Source organism: Variovorax sp. PBL-E5 (assembly GCF_901827185.1).
Taxonomy (GTDB): Bacteria; Pseudomonadota; Gammaproteobacteria; order Burkholderiales; family Burkholderiaceae_C; genus Variovorax.
Map to the genome: position 1 here is coordinate 5420646 of NZ_LR594671.1, position 17541 is coordinate 5438186.

Genomic DNA, 17541 nt, shown 5'->3' on the forward strand with positions numbered 1-17541 from the left:
GCAGAGCCGAAGAGGAGGAGAGTGGAATGCCCGGACCGTTGCATGGATTGAAAGTGGTCGAGATGGCGGGGATCGGACCCGGTCCCTTCGCCGCCATGATGCTGGCCGACCTCGGTGCGGAAGTCATCCGCATCCTGCGGCCCGGCCAGGGGGACGACCTGGAACGCCGCTTCGACGTCATGGCGCGCGGCCGCCGCGCGTTCGTGCTCGACCTGCGGCAACCCGAGTCGGTGCGCAGCGTGCTCGAACTCGTCGCCCGTGCCGACGTGCTGATCGAAGGCTATCGTCCGGGCGTCATGGAGCGCCTCGGCCTCGGGCCGGAGGTCTGCCTGCAGCGCAATCCGCGGCTGGTCTTCGGCCGCCTGACGGGATGGGGCCAGGACGGGCCGCTCGCGAATGCGCCCGGCCACGACATCAACTTCATCGCGCTGAGCGGCGCGCTGCATGCCATCGGCCGCTCGGGCGAGGCCCCCGTGATACCCCTCAACTACGTCGGCGATTTCGGCGGCGGCGGCATGCTGCTCGCCTTCGGCGTGATGTGCGCCGTCCATGAAGCGCGATCCTCGGGCAAGGGACAGGTCGTCGACGCCGCCATGACCGACGGCGCCGCGCTGCTCGGAAGCTGCTTCTACGGACTCGCCGCGGCAGGCAAATGGAACGCCATGCGCGGCGAGAACTTCCTGGACGGCGGCTCGCATTTCTACGACACCTACGCCTGCGCCGACGGCAAGTACGTGTCCGTCGGCGCGCTGGAGCCGCAGTTCTACGCCAAGCTGTGCGAGATCTGCGGCATCGACGATCCACTCTTCGACCAGCAGATGGACCCGCGGGCGTGGCCGATGCTCAAGCACCGGCTCGCGGATGTCTTCAGAACCCGCACGCGCGACGCGTGGTGCGCGCTGCTCGAAGGCAGCGATGCCTGCTTCGCGCCGGTGCTCGATTGGGACGAGGCCCCGCGCCATCCCCACAACCAGGCGCGCAAGACCTTCATCGAGGTCGACCGGGTCGTACAGCCAGCACCTGCGCCGCGCTTCAGCCGGACGCCCTCCTCGGTGCCGACGGTGGCGCCATCGCCCGAGACCGACCTGACGGACATCCTCCGAAGCTGGCGCGCCGAAGACCCTGCGCCAGCCGCGCGCGGCGCCGCCGGCATCGCCACCCACTGAACAGAACCCGAACCGAGCAGGACCTGCACATGCCCATCGATTTCCACCCGGCATGGATCAACGACGATCTCGCCACGTACCACGACACGGTGACGCGCTTCGTCGATTCCGAGATGCTTCCGCAGGACGCGGCAGCGCGCGAACAAGGCCACGTCGGGCACGCGCTGTGGCGCCGCGCCGGCGAGCTGGGGCTGCTCTGCTCGGACATTCCGGAGGCCTACGGCGGCGGCGGCGGGGACTTCCGCCACGAGGCCGCTTTCTACGATGCGATGTCCCGGCGCGGACTGACCGGCATGAGTCCGTCCGTGCATAGCATCGTCGCCCACTACTTCCTCAACCACGGCACCGAGCAGCAGAAGCAGCACTACCTGCCGCGCATGGCGCGCGGCGAGCTGGTCGGCGCCATCGCCATGACCGAACCCGGCACCGGCTCCGACCTGCAAGGCATCCGCACGCGCGCCGAGCGGCGCGGTGACAGCTACGTCATCAACGGCTCCAAGACCTTCATCACCAACGGCTTTCTCGCAGGCGTGATTCTTGTGGTGGCGAAGACCGATCCGTCCCAGCGCGCGAGCGGCACCTCGATCCTGATCGTCGAGACGAAGGAGGTCGAAGGCTTCCGGGTCGGCCGCGTGCTCGACAAGATCGGGCTCAAGGCGCAGGACACCTCCGAACTCTTCTTCGACGACGTGACCGTGCCGGCCGACAAGCTGCTGGGCGGCAAGGAAGGCCAGGGCTTCTACCAGCTGATGTCCGACCTGCCCTACGAGCGCACCATCATCGGCGTGCTCGCGGTGGCGGCGATGGAAGGCGCCTACGAGGCCACGCTCGACTACGTGCGCCAGCGCCAGGCCTTCGGCCAGCCGATCGCGGAGTTCCAGAACACCAAGTTCAAGCTGGCCGAGATCGCCACGACGATCAAGGTGGCGCGCACCTTCGTCGACCGCTGCGTGGCCGAACTGGTCGCCGGCACGCTCGACACCGCCACCGCATCGATGGTGAAGATGTGGACCTCCGAGGCGCAGGGCAAGGTGATCGACGAATGCGTGCAGCTGCACGGCGGCTACGGCTACATGAACGAATACCTCGTGGGCCGCATGTACGTCGACGCACGCATCCAGCGCATCTACGGCGGAACCAATGAGATCATGAAAGAAGTGATTTCGCGCGCCCTATGACCACCATGCAGTACCGGACACTCCTGATCTCCACCGATGGCGCCGTCGCGCGCCTCACGCTGAACCGGCCGGATCGCCTGAATGCGCTCGATCCGCGCATGGTCGAGGAACTCACGCACTTCTTCGGCGGCCTGACGGCACGCTCGCCGGAGCGCGTCGTGATCCTGACCGGCGCCGGCCGCGCCTTCTGCGCCGGCCTCGACCTGAAGGACATGCAGCCCAGCGGCGCGCGCCGCGGCGTCGAGGACATGCTGGAGACGCAGCGCGGCCTGCGCGACATCATGCTGGCGATGCGGCGCTGCCCGCAGCCGATCATCAGCGTGGTCAACGGCGTCGCCAGCGGCGGCGGCTTCGCGCTGGCGCTGGCCTCCGACGTTCGCCTCGCGACGCCCGAGGGACGCATGAACGCCTCCTTCATCCGCATCGGCCTGAGCGCCTGCGACGTCGGCGTCAGCTACTTCCTGCCACGCATGGTCGGCTCCTCGGTCGCCGCCGAATACCTGCTGACCGGCCGCTTCATGGATCCGCCGCGCGCCTACGCGCTGGGCCTGGTCAGCCGCGTCGGCCCGCTGGCGGAGCTGGAGACCGAAGCGCTCGCCATGGCGCGCGACATGCTGCGCGCCACGCCGCTCGGCCTGCGCCTGACCAAGGATGCGCTGGGGCTGGCGGTCGACGCCGGCTCGATCGATGCGGTGATCGGCCTGGAGGACCGCAACCAGGTGCTGTGCACGCAGGGCGAACACTTCGCCGAAGGCATTGCCGCCTTCCTCGACAAGCGCGAACCCGACTATGGCCGACGCTGAACCGGTGCTGCTGCGCGTCGAGCGCCCGCTGGCCGGCTGCGCCCTGCTCACGCTCGACCGCCCGGGCGCGATGAACGCGCTCTCCATCGCCTTGCGGCGCCAGCTGGCGAGCGCCTTCGAAGCGCTCGCCGCGGACCAGGACACGCGCGTGGTCGTCCTCACCGGCGCCGGCCGCGCCTTCTGCGCCGGACTCGATCTCAAGGAACTGGGTTCGTCGCCCGACACCGGCGCGTCGCTCGCGCCCACGGCCGACATCGATCCGGTGAGCGCGATGGCGCGCTTCGAGGGACCGATCATCGGCGCGATCAACGGGCCGGCCATCACCGGCGGCTTCGAACTCGCGCTGGCCTGCGACCTCATCGTGGCGTCCACCGCAGCCACCTTCGCCGACACCCATGCGCGCGTGGGCGTCATGCCGGGCTGGGGACTGTCGCAGCGCCTGCCGCGCCTGATCGGCGCCGGCCGCGCGAAAGAGATGTCGTTCACCGGCAATTTCATCGACGCGTCGACCGCGGCCGCCTGGGGCCTGGTGAATCGCGTGGTGCCGCCCGAGGATCTGCTGCCTCAGGCGCTCGGGTTCGCGGCCGACATGCTCTCGACCGTGCCGGGGACGCTGCAGGCCTTCAAGCGGCTCATCGACGATGGACTGGGTGGCACGCTCGCCGAAGGGCTGGCCCTGGAGCGGCAGCGCTCGCGCGCCTGGGCGTCGACCATCGACCGCACCGACATCGAACGCCGGCGGCAGCAGATCGCCGATCGGGGCCGCACCCAAGCCGGCCCGCCGCCGGGCCTCAGGGAATGACGCCAAGCCGGCGTGCCATGGCCACCGCCTGCGTGCGGTTGTGCGCATCGAGCTTCGAATTGATGTTGCGCAGGTGCGTGCGGATGGTGCTGTCCGACACGAACAGCTTCTCCGCCATCGCGCTATTCGAATAGCCCTCCGCAAGCAGTTGGAGCACGCGGATCTCCTTGCGCGTGAGCGGGTCGGGCATCGGCCCGTTGCCCAGCGGCGATGCGCCCGCCGGCGTCGCCGGCGCGGTCGGTCCGAGCGCCTGCGCGAGCCGCCTGACATAGTCGGTCAGCACCGGATCGCCGCTCAGCTTGGCGACCGAGTGCTGCTGCGCCGCCAGCGCGTGGATCGGCGCGCGCAGGATGTCGCCTTCGTCGAGCACCAGCCGGACAAAGCCTTCGGCGCAAGCCGCGGCGAGTGCCTCGCGCAAGGGCTGCATGGCGGCCACCGTATCGCCGGCGCGGTACAGCGCCGCGGCATGCAGCAGTTGCAGCTTGAGCGCGCGGCGGTGCCGCGCATCGGCCCGCGCGAACTTGGCGGCCTCCTCCAGCTGCCGCGCGGCGAGCCTGGCATCGCCGGTATGCAGCAGCCAGCGCATGCGCGCGATCTCCATGGTGTCGAGGTCGTTGGCCAGAAATCGCAGCCGCCCGACACGCTCCCAGAGCGCCGGGTCGCCGGCCCGGTCGAGTTCATCGCGCGCCGCGCGGTGATGCCCCTGCAGCAACTGCACGCGCGCGCGCTCCAGCTTCGCGCCGGCCACGACGCGCGGCAGCTGGCCCTTGTGCCCGACGTACTCGAGTTCGGTGAGCAGTTGCAGGCCGTGGTCGACGTCGCCGCGCCAGAACGCGATGCGCGACAGCGTCGTGTAGCCCTGGATCACCAGATCGGGCAGCCCGACGTCGCGCGCCAGCGGCAGGTAGACCTGCAGAAGGTGCGCCGCCTGGTCGATCTGGTCGTTCTCGTAGAGCGCCGCCGCATAGGGCACACCCGCCCAGGCATTGCCGCTGGTATGGCTGTAGGCGCGTCCCGGAACGGCGGTGACGGCGAGCCGGAAGCGCGCTGTGGCCTGCCGCAGCCGAGCCTCCTGGAGGTCGATCAGGCCTTCCGCCGCCTCCGAATACATCAGGTTGAATTCGCTCGCGTTGACGCCCTGCCCGCGCCGCGCGGAGTCGATGAGGCGGCGCGCCTGGTCGTGTTCGCCCATCACCGAGACGATGGTCGCCATCGCGTTCGCGAGCACGTTGTCCGCGAACGGCACGACGCTCGGCAGAAACTGGAGGCTCCGGCGGCCGACCGGATAGGCCTCCTCGTAGCGGTCCATCATGGCCAGGAGGCAGGGCTTCAGGGCCCGCACGTGCGGCGCCAGCGCGGGCGCGGTCGAAGTCGACAACCCGCTGCGTTCGAGCATGTCCATCGCCTCCGGCGCGCCGCGCGTGAAGCAGACGGACCAGATGTGCACCAGCTGCAGTTCGGGATGCTCGGCCAGCGCATCCGCCGGCAGGGCCGAGAACCATCGCGCCAACAGGCGCATGCGGCCCTGCGCGAGCAGCTCGCCCGCATGCGCCCGCAGCAACGCGATCGCATGGGCGTTCTGCATGCCCTCGATGGCATGGTCGATGGCCGGTACGGGCCGGCCCTGCAGCTCGTACCACTCGGCCGCCGCAGAATGCAGCCGCCGTGCCTCGCCGGGCATCTCGCGCGACAGCTGGTCCTGCAGGAACTTGGCGAAGAGGCTGTGGTAGCGGTAGGCGATGGCGCTGTCCCCGAGCCGCACCAGCAGCACGTCGGCGCTCTCCAGCTCGTGCAGGATGCGGCTGCTGTCCACCCCCGGCACGAGCGCGTCGCAGAGCGAGGGCTCCAGGTGCTTGAGCACGCTGGTGCGCAGCAGGAAGTCCCGCACCTGCGGCGCCTGCCGCGCGAGCACGTCTTCGGCCAGGTAGTCAGCGACCGACTGCTCGGTGCCCGAGAAGCGGTCGATGAAGTCTCCTGGCGATTCGCTGCGCTCCAGCGACACCGAGGCAAGCCAGAGCGCCGCGATCCAGCCCTCGGTCTTTCGGTGCAGGCGCGACAGATCCTCGAAGGCGAGCGGCGCGGCACGCCGGATGGTGAAGAAGGCGGCCGCCTCCTCGATCGAGAAGCGCAGCCGGGCCGCGTCGATCTCAAGCAGCTGGCCGCGCGCCCGCATCCGCCCGAGCCGCAGATCGGGCAGGCTGCGCGATGCGATGACGAGGCGGCCATTCGGCGGCAGGTGATCGATCAACTCGCGCAGCAAGCCGAGAACGCCGGCTTCCTGGATCGACTCGACGTCGTCGAGGAACAGCGCGAAGGCGCCGGTCTGCCTGGCGATCCGCGAGAACAGGCGCAGCGCCAGATCGCCGACCGTGGAGCCTTCGGGCAGATCGACGCCCGGCTCCTCGATGTCGGCGTCCTCGGTGATCGCGGCCACCACCGCCTCGAGCCCGGCCAGGAAGCGCGAGGCGTCGTTGTCGGCGCGGTCGAGCGTGAGCCAGGCCGTGGCGACCGACATCGACTGCAGGCGCTCCCGGCACTGCAGCAGGGCCGTGCTCTTGCCGAAGCCGGCCGGTGCGCGCAGCAGCACCAGCTTGACGCCGGTCGCCGCGCAGACTTCGTCCACCACCTGCTGGCGAAAGACGTGCCGCTGCAGCGCGGCGGGCGGCGTGAGCTTCGCGCCGAGCAGGCTGCGCGATGCCGATGCCCCTTTCACCGCGATCCCCGCGCGATCGCGGCGCTGCCGGAGTCAGATCTCCGCGACCTTGTAGCGCTCGACAAGATCCCAATCGATGCGCGCGCCGATGCCCGGCCCCGGCGGCACGTGGGCGAAGCCTTCCTTGTCGATGTGGATCTTCTCGACGCCGCCGAGCGTGAAGAGCGACTCGGGCACGAGCTGCTCGAAGAATTCGCTGTTGGCGATGGACGCAATGACATGGAGATTGGCCGCGTCGATGATGGTGTTCGCATTGGTGTGGATTTCGAGGTTCATCCCGAATGCCTCGCACAGCCCGGCGATTTTCTTCACCGGACCGATGCCGCCCTTGAACGATACATCGGCGCGCACGATGTCGACGGCCCGCGTCGTGATGTATTCGGGCGTCGTGTAGAGCGAGCCGCCGACCACCTCCACGCCGGCGATCGGAATGTCGAGCTTCTCGGCCAGCATGCGGTAGCCGTGCAGGTCGAAGTCGCGCAGCGGCTCCTCGTACCAGTGGTACTTGAGATCTTCGAGCACTTTGCCGACCATCAGGGCCTGGGCATGGTTGTAGTTGCCGGCGACGTCGACCATCAGCGGCCATTCGGCACCCACGGCCTCGCGCACGGCGATGCACAGGTCGACGTCGCGGCGCGCCTCCCCCCAGACGTGCAGCTTGTAGCCCTGGTAGCCCGCTTCCTTGTACTTCAGCGCTTCCTCGACGTAAAGCTGCGTGCTGGCGTGCTCCATCGAGCTTGCATACACAGGCACCTTGTCGCGCACACCGCCCAGCAGCTGGTAGAGCGGCGCATTCAGGCTCTTGGCATAGAGATCCCACAACGCCACGTCGACCGTGCCGATGGCGAACTGCGTCGTATAGAGCAGCCGGTCGCGGCGCCACATGTCCTGCCAGATGGCCTCGCGGTAGGCCGGGTCCTTGCCGATCAGCAGCGGCCGCAGCCGGTCGGCGATCGAATGCGCCAGGCTCAGGCCGCCGTAGGCGCTGACCACCTCGCCGGTCAGGCCCTCGTCGGTCGTGATCTGCACGGCCAGGAAATCGGTGACGTAGGCGCCGATCGACTGCCCGCCGTAGAGCGTGGGCGTCTGGAAGCCTTCCGGAATCGGCGGCCTGAACGAAACCAGCCGGACATCTTTGATCTTCATGGTGCAGGTCTTTCTCTGGATGGGGTCGGATGTGAATCCCGCAAGGCGACTCAGATCTCCTTGACGGTCAGCTTCTTGATGGCGTCCCAGTCGATGTCATAGCCGAGGCCGGGCTTGGTCGGCGCTTCCACCATGCCGTCCTTAGTCACGCGGATGGTGTCCTTCATGCCGACGTCCAGGATGCCCTGCGGCACGGGAAGCTCGAAGAGGTCGCAGTTGTGGATCGCCAGCATGACGTGCAGGTGCGCCGCCTGGACCAGCGTGGTGCCGTAGCTGTGAGGCTCGTACTTCGCGTTGAAGGCCTCGCACAGCGCCGCGGACTTGCGCATCGCCGAGATGCCGCCGATCCAGTCGCCGACCGAGCGGATGCTGTCGCACACATGGCCCGTGAGGTATTTGGGATAGCCGCGCAGGCCTTCGAGCACGCTCTCGGTCGCGGTGATCGGCATCTTGAAGCTGCGCGTGAGATCGGCCAGGCCGAGCAGGTCCGAATCGGCGATCGGCGCCTCGAACCAGTAGAAGTCGAGTTCCTCCAGCACCTTGCCGACCTTGAAGGCGCCGAGCCGGTCATAGGCATTGACCGGGTCGAGCATCAGGTCCATCTTGCCGCCGAAGGCCTTGTGGACGGCGCGGCAGACCTCGATGTCCTTGTCCGGCACGCCGAAGGCATGGAGCTTGAAAGCGCGAAAGCCCTGCTCGTAGCACTCCTCGGCGATCTTCACGTACTCGGGCACGGTGTCGTACATGATCGTGCTCGCATAGGCGCGCATGCTGTTGCGCGCGGCGCCGAGCAGGCGGTAGATGGGTTCTCCGTGGTGCTTGCCCAGCAGGTCCCAGAGGCAGATGTCGACCGCGCTGGCGACTGCGCCCGGTGAACGCAGCGAATCGGTCAGCTTGTACGAGATCTGCTCCACGTCGTGCGGGTCGCGGCCGATCAGCAGGTCGCGCAGGCCGGGCAACGCGGTCTCGACCAGGCCCGGGTCCATCAGCCAGGAAATGAATTGCCCCTCGTGCCCTTCGTCACTGCCGATGCGCAGCAGCACGTGGTGGATGGTCATGGGCGACCATTCCTCCTTCCAGCGGAACTTGCGCTCGTTGGGCTTCAGGATGTGGGCCTTGACACTCGTGATCTTCATGGGACTTCTCCTAGGTGAGCGATCGATGGCGACCGCGGTGGTGGAACGACCAGGCCGGCGGGGCGCATCCCGCGCAGCACCTGGTCGATGTCGTTGGCAGCAGAAAGCGAGAGCCGCCGGTAGGCGGCACGCGTGATGCCGGCGCAATGCGGCGACACGACGACGTTGGGCAGCGCGAGGAGAGGCGCATCCGCGGGCGGCGGCTCGGGCTCGAAGACGTCGAGGCCGGCGCCGGCGAGCCGGCCCTCCACGAGCATGTCGTGCAGCGCCGCGCTGTCGACCACGCCGCCGCGCGAGGTGTCGATCAGCCATGCGGTCGGCTTCATGCGGCACAGTTCGCCGCGGCCGATGAGGCCGCGGGTCGACGGCATCAGCGGCACGTGGACCGACACCACGTCCGCGGCCGCGAGCGCATCGCGCAAGGGCAGGGTGCGCCGCACGTTCGGGTCGTCGACCGGCGCGCCGCTGCGGGTCACCGCGATCACGTCCATCTCGAAGCCGCGCGCGGCGATGCGGGCCAGCGCGCGGCCGATGGCGCCGAAGCCGACGATCGCGAGCGTGCGGCCGGAGAGTTCCTCGTAGGCCTCGGCCTCCCTGGGACCGAATCGTCCTTCGCGCAGCGCGCGGTCGATCTCGACCAGCCGCTTGGCCAGGCACAGCATATGGCCGATCGCATGCTCCGCCACCGACAGCGCGCCCGCACCGACCGCATGCGTGACCGCGATGCCGGCGTCGGCTGCGGCCTGAAGGTCGATGTGGTCGACGCCGGATCCGGCGGCCGCGATGACCTTGAGGCGACCGGCCCGCTCGATCATGCGCGCGCTCACGGTCAACGGCGGATAGCAATAGAGCGCATCCGCCTCGGGCAGGCGCTCGTCGATCTGCGCCGGGTCCTCGAGTTCGACCACGCGATAGCGCGCCGAGAGCAGATCGCGGCCGGCGGCATGCAGCAGCGGCAGCCCGAGCACCAGCGGCGCATCGTTCAAGGCGCGGCCTCCGGCACGGCGTGGCCGAGGTAGGCGTTGCGAACCACGTCGGTCGCGGCCAGCTCCGCCGGACTGCCGTGCGCGATGAGCCGGCCGCTCTGCAGCACGTAGGCATGGTCGACGAAGGCCAGCGCCTTCTCGACCACCTGCTCCACCAGCAGCACCGCGACGCCGCGCGCACGGATGGTCGCCAGCGTCTGCAGCACCTCGTCCACCAGGTTGGGCGCGAGGCCCAGCGAAGGTTCGTCAAGCATCACCAGCGAGGGCCGGCGCACGAGCGCCTGCGCGATCGCCAGCATCTGCTGCTGGCCGCCGCTCAGGCCGCCTGCCGTGAGTTCGCTCTTCTGCCGCAGCACCGGGAAGAGCTGGAACACCTCGTCGATGCGCGCCTGGGCTTCGCCCTTGGAGACGCGCGAGCGGTACATGCCCAGGAGCAGGTTGTCCATCACCGTCTCGCGGCGGAAGATGCGGCGCCCTTCGGCCACGTGCGCGAGGCCCTTCGGCACCAGGGCCTCGGCACTGCTGGCGAGGATGTCGACGTCGCCGAAGAACGCGCGTCCGGCGCTCGGCTTCAGGAGCCCCGACAGGCCCTTGAGCAGCGTCGACTTGCCGGCGCCGTTGGCCCCGAGCAGCGCGACCGCCTCGCCGCGGCCGACCTGCATCGTCGCGTTCTGCACGACCGGGACGATGCCATAGCCCACGGAAAGCTTCTCGGCGCGCAGGATCGCCTCGGGCCGGCTCATTTCTTCGCTCCGGTATAGGCGCGCACCACCTCGGCGCTGTTGAACACTTCCTCGGCCGTGCCTTCCGCGAGGATGCGACCCTGGTCGAGCACGGTCACCGAATCGGCGACGTCGGCCACCAGCTCGATGTGGTGCTCGACCATGATCAGGGTCGTGCCCATCTGCCGGATCGCGCGCATCAGGTCGCCGAGTTCGTCGAGCTCGTTCATCGACAGTCCGGCGGCCGGCTCGTCGAGCAGCAGCAGCATCGGCTGGCCGATCAACGCGCGTGCGATCTCCACCAGGCGCTGCTGCCCGTGCGGCAGGCCGGCGGCGCGCTCGTGCGCACGATCGGCGAGGCCGACCAGGGCCAGCCAGCGCAGCGCCTCGGCATCAAGATTCGCAGCCTCGCGCCGCGCGCGCGGCAGGCGCAGGGCGAGCTCCAGCCCGGTGGACTGCTCCCGCACGTAGCCGCCGAAACGCACGTTCTCGAGCAACGTCAGTTCGCCCAGCAGCTTGGGTGTCTGGAAAGTGCGCTGCACGCGCATGCGCGCGATGGAGGTCGGGCCGCGGCCGGTGATTTCGGTGCCGTCGAGGCGGATCGAGCCGCTGGTGCACGGGTAGAAGCCCGAGATCATGTTCAGCAACGTGGTCTTGCCCGAGCCGTTGGGGCCGACGATCACGTGGATGCTGCCGGGCCGCACGTCGAGCGACACGCCATCGAGCGCGCGCACGCCTTCGAACTGCTTGACCAGGTCACGCACCTCGATCCCGACACCGGTGACCCGTTCGGCGGGCGCCGCCACCGGGTCGCGCGGCGTTGTCGCAGCGCTCGGGCCGGCGCAACGCTGGCCGACCCGGGCCGCCGCGCGCCTGGCGGCACGTCGTTCGTCGAGCGCGGCGATCGCACCTGCCAGGCCTTCCGGCAGGAAGACCGAGAACACCAGCAGCCCGACGCCGTAGGCGATCATCCGGTACTCCTTCAGGCTGCCCAGCATTTCGGGAAGCACGTAGAAGGCGGCCACGCCGAGCAGGGGTCCGGCCAGCCGGGCGGGTCCTCCGAGAACGACGACGAACAGAAAGAAGATCGAGAAGTCGAAGCTGAAATCTTCCGGCGTCACCACGCCCTTGGCGCTGGCATAGAAAGCGCCGGCCAACCCGGCGATGGCGCCCGACATCGCAAACGCGAACAGCCGCAGCCGCGCGGTCGAAACGCCGTTGGCCCGGGCCCGCACGTCGCCCTCGCGGATCGAACGCAGGGCCCATCCGAGCCGCGAGTCGATGATGTTGTGCGTGACCCAGCACAACAGCGCCACGGCCGCGAGCACCAGCGCGAACAGGCCGAAGCCGTCCAGCTTGAGGCCCAGCACCGAGGGCTTGGCCACGCCGACGATGCCGCCGTAGCCGCCGGTGAACGAACGCAGGTCGTTCAGCATCGCGGTCACGGCCAGCGAAAAGGCGATGGTGATCAGCACGAAGTACCAGGACGACAGGCGGAGCGCAGGCAATGCCAGCAGCGTGCTGAAGACCAGGCCCACCGCGGCCGACAGCAGCATCGCGGGCCAGAAGTTCCAGCCGTAGTGCACGGTCGCGATGGCGGTCGCATAGGTGCCCACGCACACCAGCGCGCCATGGGCGATCGACACGATGCCCGCGTAGCCGGTGAGCAGGTTGAGTCCGACCGCCGCCAGCACGTAGATCGCGGCGAAGGTCATCAACAGCAGGTAGTAGGAATTCCAGAGCGCCGCGCCGATGCCGGCCAGCACGAGCAGCGCCGAGATGACCATGATCCACGGCGGCAGCGGGAACTGGCTGACCGGGCGCGGCGAAGCGGAGGCGATGCTTGAATCCATCGCCTCAGACCTCGCGCAGCCCGCGGCGGCCGAAGAGGCCGAACGGACGCACCAGCAACACCACCAGCACCACGCCCAGCAAGAGCAGTTGGCGATAGCCCGGCGTGAGCTGGACCGAGCTGATGCTCTCCACGCAGCCGAGCATCAGCCCGGCGGCCAGCGCGCCCCAGTTGCTGCCCACGCCGCCGATCGCCAGCACCATGAAGCCCTTCACCAGCAGGCCGAGGCCGATCGTGGTGCTCGCCAGCAGCAGCGGCGCGGCGACCACGCCGGTCAGCGCCGCATAGGCGGCCGCGAGGGCGAAGGAGGTCATGGTCAGGCGCGATGGGCTGATGCCGTTGAGGCGCGCGGCGTCGCGGTCCTCGGCCACGGCCAGCACCGCCTTGCCGGCCAGCGTGTGGCGGTAGACCCATTCGACCAGCGCGATGCTCGCGGCGGCGATGAGGATCACCGCCACCTGCTGGGTGGAGAAGGTGAGCGAGCCCCATTGCACGGTGTCGAGGGTCGCGCCCGGCACCGGCGGCACCACCTGCGCGTCGGAGCCCCAGACATGGTCGCCGACGTTGATGACGATGATCGAGAAAGCCAGCGTGCTGATGATCCAGCCGTGGTGATGCGAGGGCCGCCGAATGAGCGTGGCCACCGCCACGCGTTCCTCGAACAGGCCGATCGCGGCCACCACCGCCATCACGCCGATGATCGCCAGCGCCCAGGGGATGTGCTTTTGCGTCATCAGCGCCCACGCGAACATCGAGCCCAGCATCACCAGCTCGCCCTGGGCCATGTTGAACACGTTGGTCGGCTTGTAGGCGATGTTGAAGCTGACCGCGACCATCGCGTAGATGGCGCCCATCGTCAGGCCCGTGGTCAACAGCGCGAGCAGATCCTCGAGCAGCATCTCAGACCCCGGCTGCGCGGCGACGGAACAGTCCGTGGTACTCCTTGCTGAGCGGCTCCTCCATCGAGTTGGACACCGCCATCGCCACCACGCTCTGGTCGTAGGCCGAGTGGCGCTCCTTCGAGAAGCTCATCTTGCCGTAGAGCCCGTCGATCGCGCTCGCGCTGTCGAGCGCATTCTTGATCTGGTCGCTATCCCAGGACTTCGCCTTCTCGACGGCGTACTTGAGCGCATACAGGTAGTCGTAGAACGGCGTCGTGGCGGCGGGGCCGAGCAAGGCCTCGGACACGTCGTTGGCCAGCAACTTCTTGCAGAAGGCCTTCACGCGTTCCGGCGGCTGCTCGGTGTCGGTGTAGGTCAGCGAGCGGAAGGTGGCCGCATAGACGTCGTTGTAGCGCGCGCTGTCCGGAATCGCGCCCGGCGTGCCGGCGAACAGCAGCCCCGTGTGCCCGACGATCAGGGGCTTCCAGTTCATGCGCGACAGGCCGACCAGCATCTGCGTGATGTCGACGTTGTTCGACACCTGGGCGTCGATCGCCTCGGCGCCGTCGCTGCGCAGCTTGCGCAGGAAGGGCGTCATGTCAGCGACCTTGATCGGGAAAATCTGCTCCGAGACGATCTGCATGCCGCGCGCGGGCAGCTCCTTCATCATCGCGTCCTTCATCGAGACGCCGGCGGCCGAATCCTCGATCAGGAGGCCCACCTTCTTGATGCCGCGCTTTTGCAGCAGCTCCGCGTGCCGGTAGACCTGCGCCGCCGCGGTGAAGTTGAACTGGTAGTGGTAGGGAAAGCGCGTGCCGTCGCCCATTTCGGTCGCGGTTGCGTAGGCGGCCTGGATGACCTTGGCCGACGTCGACACCTCGAGCGAGGCCAGCGTCTGCGAACTGCCGATCGGCCCGACGATGATCTTCACGCCCTGATCGACCAGCTTGCGCGTCGCGATCGGCGATTGCGATGGATTCGCCTGGTCGTCGACCTCGACCTTGACCAGCTTGCGTCCCAGGATACCGCCCGCGGCGTTGATCTCGTCCATCGCGATCTGCCCGGCGAGGTAGAGCGGCCCGAAGCTGCTCGCGAGCGGCCCGGTGACCGGCTTGATCCATCCGATCTTCACGTCGTCGGTCTGCGCCGACGCGTGCAGCGGCAGCAGCGACGTGCCGCTGACGAGGCCGCCGAGCGCGGAGGCCAGGACCGTGCGCCGGTTGACGCCCGAGGAAGTCGAGGAAGTCGAGGAAGTCGAGGAAGTCGAAAAAGAGGATGTCTGCTCAAAATTCATGTCTGTCTCCTTTTGATTTGTGTAGGCGGCTTGATTGCGTCGTGCGCGCCCATCGCCTCATGCATGCGAAGGTTGCCCGAACGGCGGCGCGGGAAATGTAAAGAGTTGACAATTTGCGGGCTTGTCCTAGGCTCCTCCTTCCATGAAAGTGCCAGCCAGTGTTCAGCGCAACGAATGGTTCACGCGACTCGGCGCGGAACTCCAATCCGAGTTCATCCATCGCAGCGTCACGCGCCACTACGCGCTCGGAACCCTGATCTACGCCACGGGCTCGGCGCCCAACGGCTACCACATCGTGCTGCGCGGCGAGGTCCGGCTCGAACACTATGCAAAGAGCGGCAAGATCGCCTTCTACCAATCGCTGCGCCCGGGCGACGGCTTCGGCCTCTTGTCCGAACTCGACAAATCCCCGCGCTTCAGCGACGCGCGCTCGTGGGGCGACACCAGCGTGATGCAGTTGCCGCACGAGGCGCTGCAGGACCTGTATCGCAAGAATGCGCAGGCGCGCGAGGCCTTCGTCGCGCTCATCTGCGCCAACCTGCACACCACACTCGGGATGCTGGTCGAATCGCACAGCGCGCCGCCGAAGGCGCAGATCGCCAGCATCCTGGTGGCGACCTTCAGCCGCCATGCCGACGACCCGCGCGGCCAGCCCAAGCTCACCCATGAGGCCGTGGCAGCCCTGGCGGGTGTGTCGCGTCCGACCGCAAGCAAGGTGCTCCATGAACTCCGTGACCTCGGATTGATCGCGTTGCAATACGGCAAGGTTTCCGTGCTCGACCTGGCCGGCCTCCAGAAGATCGGCGCCTCCTGACGAAGGCGCCTAGCGCGGCGGCATTCGGATCGCGCCGTCGAGCCGTATCGATTCGCCGTTCAGGTAGACGGTGGACACGATCATGTCCACCACCGCCGCAAATTCTTCCGGCTTTCCGAAACGTTTTGGAAAGGGCACCGATGCCGCCAGCGTCGCCTTGACGTTCTCCGGCGCCGCCATCATCAGCGGCGTGGCGAAGATGCCCGGCAGGATGGTGTTCACACGGATGCCGTCGTTCATCAGGTCGCGGGCCACCGTCAGCGTCAGGCCGACGATGCCGGCCTTCGAGGCGGCATAGGCGGCCTGCCCGACCTGGCCGTCCTGGGCGGCCACGGAGGCGGTGTTGACGATCACGCCGCGCTCGCCGTCTTCCAGCGGCGCCAGCGTCAGCATGCCCGCCGCAGCCTTGGCCGTGCAGCGGAAGGTGCCCACCAGGTTGATCTGGATCAGCCGATCGAATTCCGCGATCGGGAAATGCTTCGGCGCGCCGGTCGCGCGATCGATGCTCGCGGTCTTGAACGCGTTGCCGATGCCGGCGCAGTTGACGAAGATGCGCTCCTGCCCGTGGGCCGCACGCGCCCGGCCGAAGGCGGCATCGACCTGTTCGTCCTGCGTCACGTCGACCCGGCAGAAGACGCCGCCGATCTCGCGCGCCAGCGACTCGCCGAGTTCGGCGTTCATGTCGAAGATCGAGACCTTCGCCCCCTTGCCCGCGAGCAGGTGCGCAGTCGCGGCGCCCAGACCGGACGCGCCACCGGTGACGATGGCGGCGATGTCGGCATCGATGCGCATGGCGGCTTCCTCAGAGACGCTCGACGATGGTCACGTTCGCCATGCCGCCGCCTTCGCACATCGTCTGAAGCCCGAAGCGCTTGCCGCGCTGCCGCAGGGCGTTCAGCAGCGTGGTCATCAGCTTGGTGCCGGAGGCGCCCAGCGGATGACCGAGCGCGATCGCGCCGCCGTTCACGTTCAGCCGCGACGGGTCGGCACCGGTCGCCTGGAGCCAGGCCAGCGGCACGGGCGCGAAGGCCTCGTTGACCTCGTACAGGTCGATGTCGTCGATCTTCATGCCGGCCTTCTGCAGGGCGCGCTGCGTCGCGGGGATCGGCGCCTCCAGCATGATCACCGGATCGTGCCCCATGACGCTCATGTGATGGATGCGGGCCAGCGGCTTCAGGCCCAGCGTCCTCAGGCCGCGCTCGTTGACGACCATCACGCCGCTGGCGCCGTCGCAGATCTGGCTGGCGGTGGCGGCGGTGACGCGTCCGCCCTCGGCGATCAGCTTGACGGAGGCGATGCTTTCGAGCGTCGCTTCGTAGCGGATGCCCTCGTCGGCAAGATGCATGTCGCCGGTCTCCGCGCCATCGGCCTGGCGCACGGCCACGGGCACGATCTCGTCCGTGAAGCGCCCCGCCTTCGTCGCCTCGATGGCGCGCCGGTGGCTCTGCAGGGCGAACTCGTCGAGTTGCAGCTTCGACAGGCCGTAGTTCTTCGCGATCATCTCCGCGCCGGTGAACTGGCTGAACTCGATGTCCGGATAGCGGCGCGCCATCGCCGGCCCGACGTAGAAGCCCATGCCGTTCTTCAGCGGCAGGGTCGAGGGCATGCCCATGGGCACGCGCGTCATGCTTTCGACGCCGGACGCGATCACCACGTCCATCGTTCCCGACATGACGGCCTGCGCCGCGAAATGCAGCGCCTGCTGCGAGGAGCCGCATTGCCGGTCGATCGAGGTGCCGGGCACGCTCTCGGGCAGGCGCGAGGAAAGGACGGCGTTGCGGGCGATGTTGATGGCCTGCTCTCCGGCCTGATCCACGCAACCCATGATGACGTCGTCGACGGCGGCGGGATCGATGCCCGTCCGCTCGATCAAGGCATCGAGCACCTGGGCCGCCAGATCGGCCGGGTGCCAGCCGGCGAGCCTGCCGTTGCGGCGCCCCCCGGCCGTGCGCGCGGCCGCGACGATGAAAGCTTCTGACATGGTGAGATTCCCGTGTTCGATTCGATTCGCATCGATTGTTGGGATCGAAGGCCGCACGGGCTTCGTC

The 17541-nt window shown here is 68.5% G+C and carries 15 protein-coding genes; 5 read left to right on the forward strand and 10 right to left on the reverse strand.

Annotated features, from left to right (window positions below):
* Positions 1-26: 26 nt before the first annotated feature.
* The 4 genes from WDLP6_RS26370 to WDLP6_RS26385 are packed head-to-tail and all read left to right on the forward strand — an operon-like array spanning position 27 to position 3949.
* A complete protein-coding gene (locus tag WDLP6_RS26370) occupies positions 27-1166 on the forward strand; it encodes a CaiB/BaiF CoA transferase family protein (protein WP_162594750.1) in 1140 nt (379 codons plus the stop codon).
* A gap of 29 nt (positions 1167-1195) precedes the next feature.
* Positions 1196-2344 (forward strand): acyl-CoA dehydrogenase family protein, encoded by a 1149-nt coding sequence (locus WDLP6_RS26375; RefSeq protein ID WP_162594751.1) that lies wholly within the window; start codon positions 1196-1198, stop codon positions 2342-2344.
* A complete protein-coding gene (locus tag WDLP6_RS26380; protein ID WP_162594752.1) occupies positions 2341-3147 on the forward strand; it encodes an enoyl-CoA hydratase/isomerase family protein in 807 nt (268 codons plus the stop codon). The genes WDLP6_RS26375 and WDLP6_RS26380 overlap by 4 nt, the downstream gene beginning before the upstream one ends.
* The gene (locus tag WDLP6_RS26385; protein ID WP_162594753.1) at positions 3134-3949 is read left to right on the forward strand and encodes an enoyl-CoA hydratase; all 816 of its coding nucleotides are present in this window, start codon (positions 3134-3136) and stop codon (positions 3947-3949) included. The genes WDLP6_RS26380 and WDLP6_RS26385 overlap by 14 nt, the downstream gene beginning before the upstream one ends.
* Here the strand turns inward: WDLP6_RS26385 and WDLP6_RS26390 are convergent.
* The 8 genes from WDLP6_RS26390 to WDLP6_RS26425 are packed head-to-tail and all read right to left on the reverse strand — an operon-like array spanning position 3939 to position 14679.
* Positions 3939-6662, reverse strand: a complete 2724-nt coding sequence (locus WDLP6_RS26390) for a LuxR C-terminal-related transcriptional regulator (protein ID WP_162594754.1) — start codon at positions 6660-6662, stop codon at positions 3939-3941. The genes WDLP6_RS26385 and WDLP6_RS26390 overlap by 11 nt on opposite strands.
* 33 nt (positions 6663-6695) lie before the next feature.
* On the reverse strand, positions 6696-7808 hold the full coding sequence (locus WDLP6_RS26395) for an enolase C-terminal domain-like protein (protein WP_162594755.1): 1113 nt from the start codon (positions 7806-7808) through the stop codon (positions 6696-6698).
* A gap of 50 nt (positions 7809-7858) precedes the next feature.
* Positions 7859-8944 carry a mandelate racemase/muconate lactonizing enzyme family protein gene (locus WDLP6_RS26400; protein ID WP_162594756.1) on the reverse strand — a complete coding sequence of 362 codons (1086 nt, stop codon included), beginning with the start codon at positions 8942-8944 and terminating at the stop codon, positions 7859-7861.
* Entirely contained in the window at positions 8941-9930 is a 990-nt protein-coding gene (locus WDLP6_RS26405) for an NAD(P)-dependent oxidoreductase (RefSeq protein ID WP_162594757.1), read from the reverse strand. Before WDLP6_RS26405 ends, WDLP6_RS26400 begins: the two co-directional genes overlap by 4 nt.
* Positions 9927-10673, reverse strand: coding sequence for an ABC transporter ATP-binding protein (locus WDLP6_RS26410; RefSeq protein ID WP_162594758.1), 747 nt, complete (start codon positions 10671-10673; stop codon positions 9927-9929). Before WDLP6_RS26410 ends, WDLP6_RS26405 begins: the two co-directional genes overlap by 4 nt.
* Entirely contained in the window at positions 10670-12505 is a 1836-nt protein-coding gene (locus WDLP6_RS26415) for a branched-chain amino acid ABC transporter ATP-binding protein/permease (RefSeq protein WP_162594759.1), read from the reverse strand. Before WDLP6_RS26415 ends, WDLP6_RS26410 begins: the two co-directional genes overlap by 4 nt.
* 4 nt (positions 12506-12509) lie before the next feature.
* The gene (locus WDLP6_RS26420; protein ID WP_162594760.1) at positions 12510-13403 is read right to left on the reverse strand and encodes a branched-chain amino acid ABC transporter permease; all 894 of its coding nucleotides are present in this window, start codon (positions 13401-13403) and stop codon (positions 12510-12512) included.
* Position 13404: 1 nt separating this feature from the next.
* Complete coding sequence (locus WDLP6_RS26425; protein ID WP_162594761.1) at positions 13405-14679, reverse strand: ABC transporter substrate-binding protein; 1275 nt, start codon at positions 14677-14679, stop codon at positions 13405-13407.
* Positions 14680-14821: 142 nt separating this feature from the next.
* Here WDLP6_RS26425 and WDLP6_RS26430 point away from each other — a divergent pair, with 142 nt between their 5' ends.
* The gene (locus WDLP6_RS26430) at positions 14822-15493 is read left to right on the forward strand and encodes a Crp/Fnr family transcriptional regulator (protein WP_162594762.1); all 672 of its coding nucleotides are present in this window, start codon (positions 14822-14824) and stop codon (positions 15491-15493) included.
* A 9-nt stretch (positions 15494-15502) separates the two neighbouring features.
* Here the strand turns inward: WDLP6_RS26430 and WDLP6_RS26435 are convergent, their stop codons facing one another.
* Together WDLP6_RS26435 and WDLP6_RS26440 are read right to left on the reverse strand one after the other, a co-directional pair.
* Positions 15503-16285, reverse strand: coding sequence for an SDR family NAD(P)-dependent oxidoreductase (locus WDLP6_RS26435; protein WP_162594763.1), 783 nt, complete (start codon positions 16283-16285; stop codon positions 15503-15505).
* Between the two features lie 10 nt (positions 16286-16295).
* Positions 16296-17474, reverse strand: a complete 1179-nt coding sequence (locus tag WDLP6_RS26440) for an acetyl-CoA C-acetyltransferase (RefSeq protein ID WP_162594764.1) — start codon at positions 17472-17474, stop codon at positions 16296-16298.
* Positions 17475-17541 lie beyond the last annotated feature (67 nt).

What these genes read in the sequence shown, in the direction of transcription:
- WDLP6_RS26370 (WP_162594750.1), top strand. Translation starts at nt 27, where the DNA reads ATGCCCGGACCGTTGCATGGATTGAAAGTGGTCGAGATGGCGGGGATC.
- WDLP6_RS26375 (WP_162594751.1), top strand. Translation starts at nt 1,196, where the DNA reads ATGCCCATCGATTTCCACCCGGCATGGATCAACGACGATCTCGCCACG.
- WDLP6_RS26380 (WP_162594752.1), top strand. Translation starts at nt 2,341, where the DNA reads ATGACCACCATGCAGTACCGGACACTCCTGATCTCCACCGATGGCGCC.
- WDLP6_RS26385 (WP_162594753.1), top strand. Translation starts at nt 3,134, where the DNA reads ATGGCCGACGCTGAACCGGTGCTGCTGCGCGTCGAGCGCCCGCTGGCC.
- WDLP6_RS26395 (WP_162594755.1), bottom strand. Translation starts at nt 7,808, where the DNA reads ATGAAGATCAAAGATGTCCGGCTGGTTTCGTTCAGGCCGCCGATTCCG.
- WDLP6_RS26400 (WP_162594756.1), bottom strand. Translation starts at nt 8,944, where the DNA reads ATGAAGATCACGAGTGTCAAGGCCCACATCCTGAAGCCCAACGAGCGC.
- WDLP6_RS26410 (WP_162594758.1), bottom strand. Translation starts at nt 10,673, where the DNA reads ATGAGCCGGCCCGAGGCGATCCTGCGCGCCGAGAAGCTTTCCGTGGGC.
- WDLP6_RS26415 (WP_162594759.1), bottom strand. Translation starts at nt 12,505, where the DNA reads ATGGATTCAAGCATCGCCTCCGCTTCGCCGCGCCCGGTCAGCCAGTTC.
- WDLP6_RS26420 (WP_162594760.1), bottom strand. Translation starts at nt 13,403, where the DNA reads ATGCTGCTCGAGGATCTGCTCGCGCTGTTGACCACGGGCCTGACGATG.
- WDLP6_RS26425 (WP_162594761.1), bottom strand. Translation starts at nt 14,679, where the DNA reads ATGAATTTTGAGCAGACATCCTCTTTTTCGACTTCCTCGACTTCCTCG.
- WDLP6_RS26430 (WP_162594762.1), top strand. Translation starts at nt 14,822, where the DNA reads ATGAAAGTGCCAGCCAGTGTTCAGCGCAACGAATGGTTCACGCGACTC.
- WDLP6_RS26435 (WP_162594763.1), bottom strand. Translation starts at nt 16,285, where the DNA reads ATGCGCATCGATGCCGACATCGCCGCCATCGTCACCGGTGGCGCGTCC.
- WDLP6_RS26440 (WP_162594764.1), bottom strand. Translation starts at nt 17,474, where the DNA reads ATGTCAGAAGCTTTCATCGTCGCGGCCGCGCGCACGGCCGGGGGGCGC.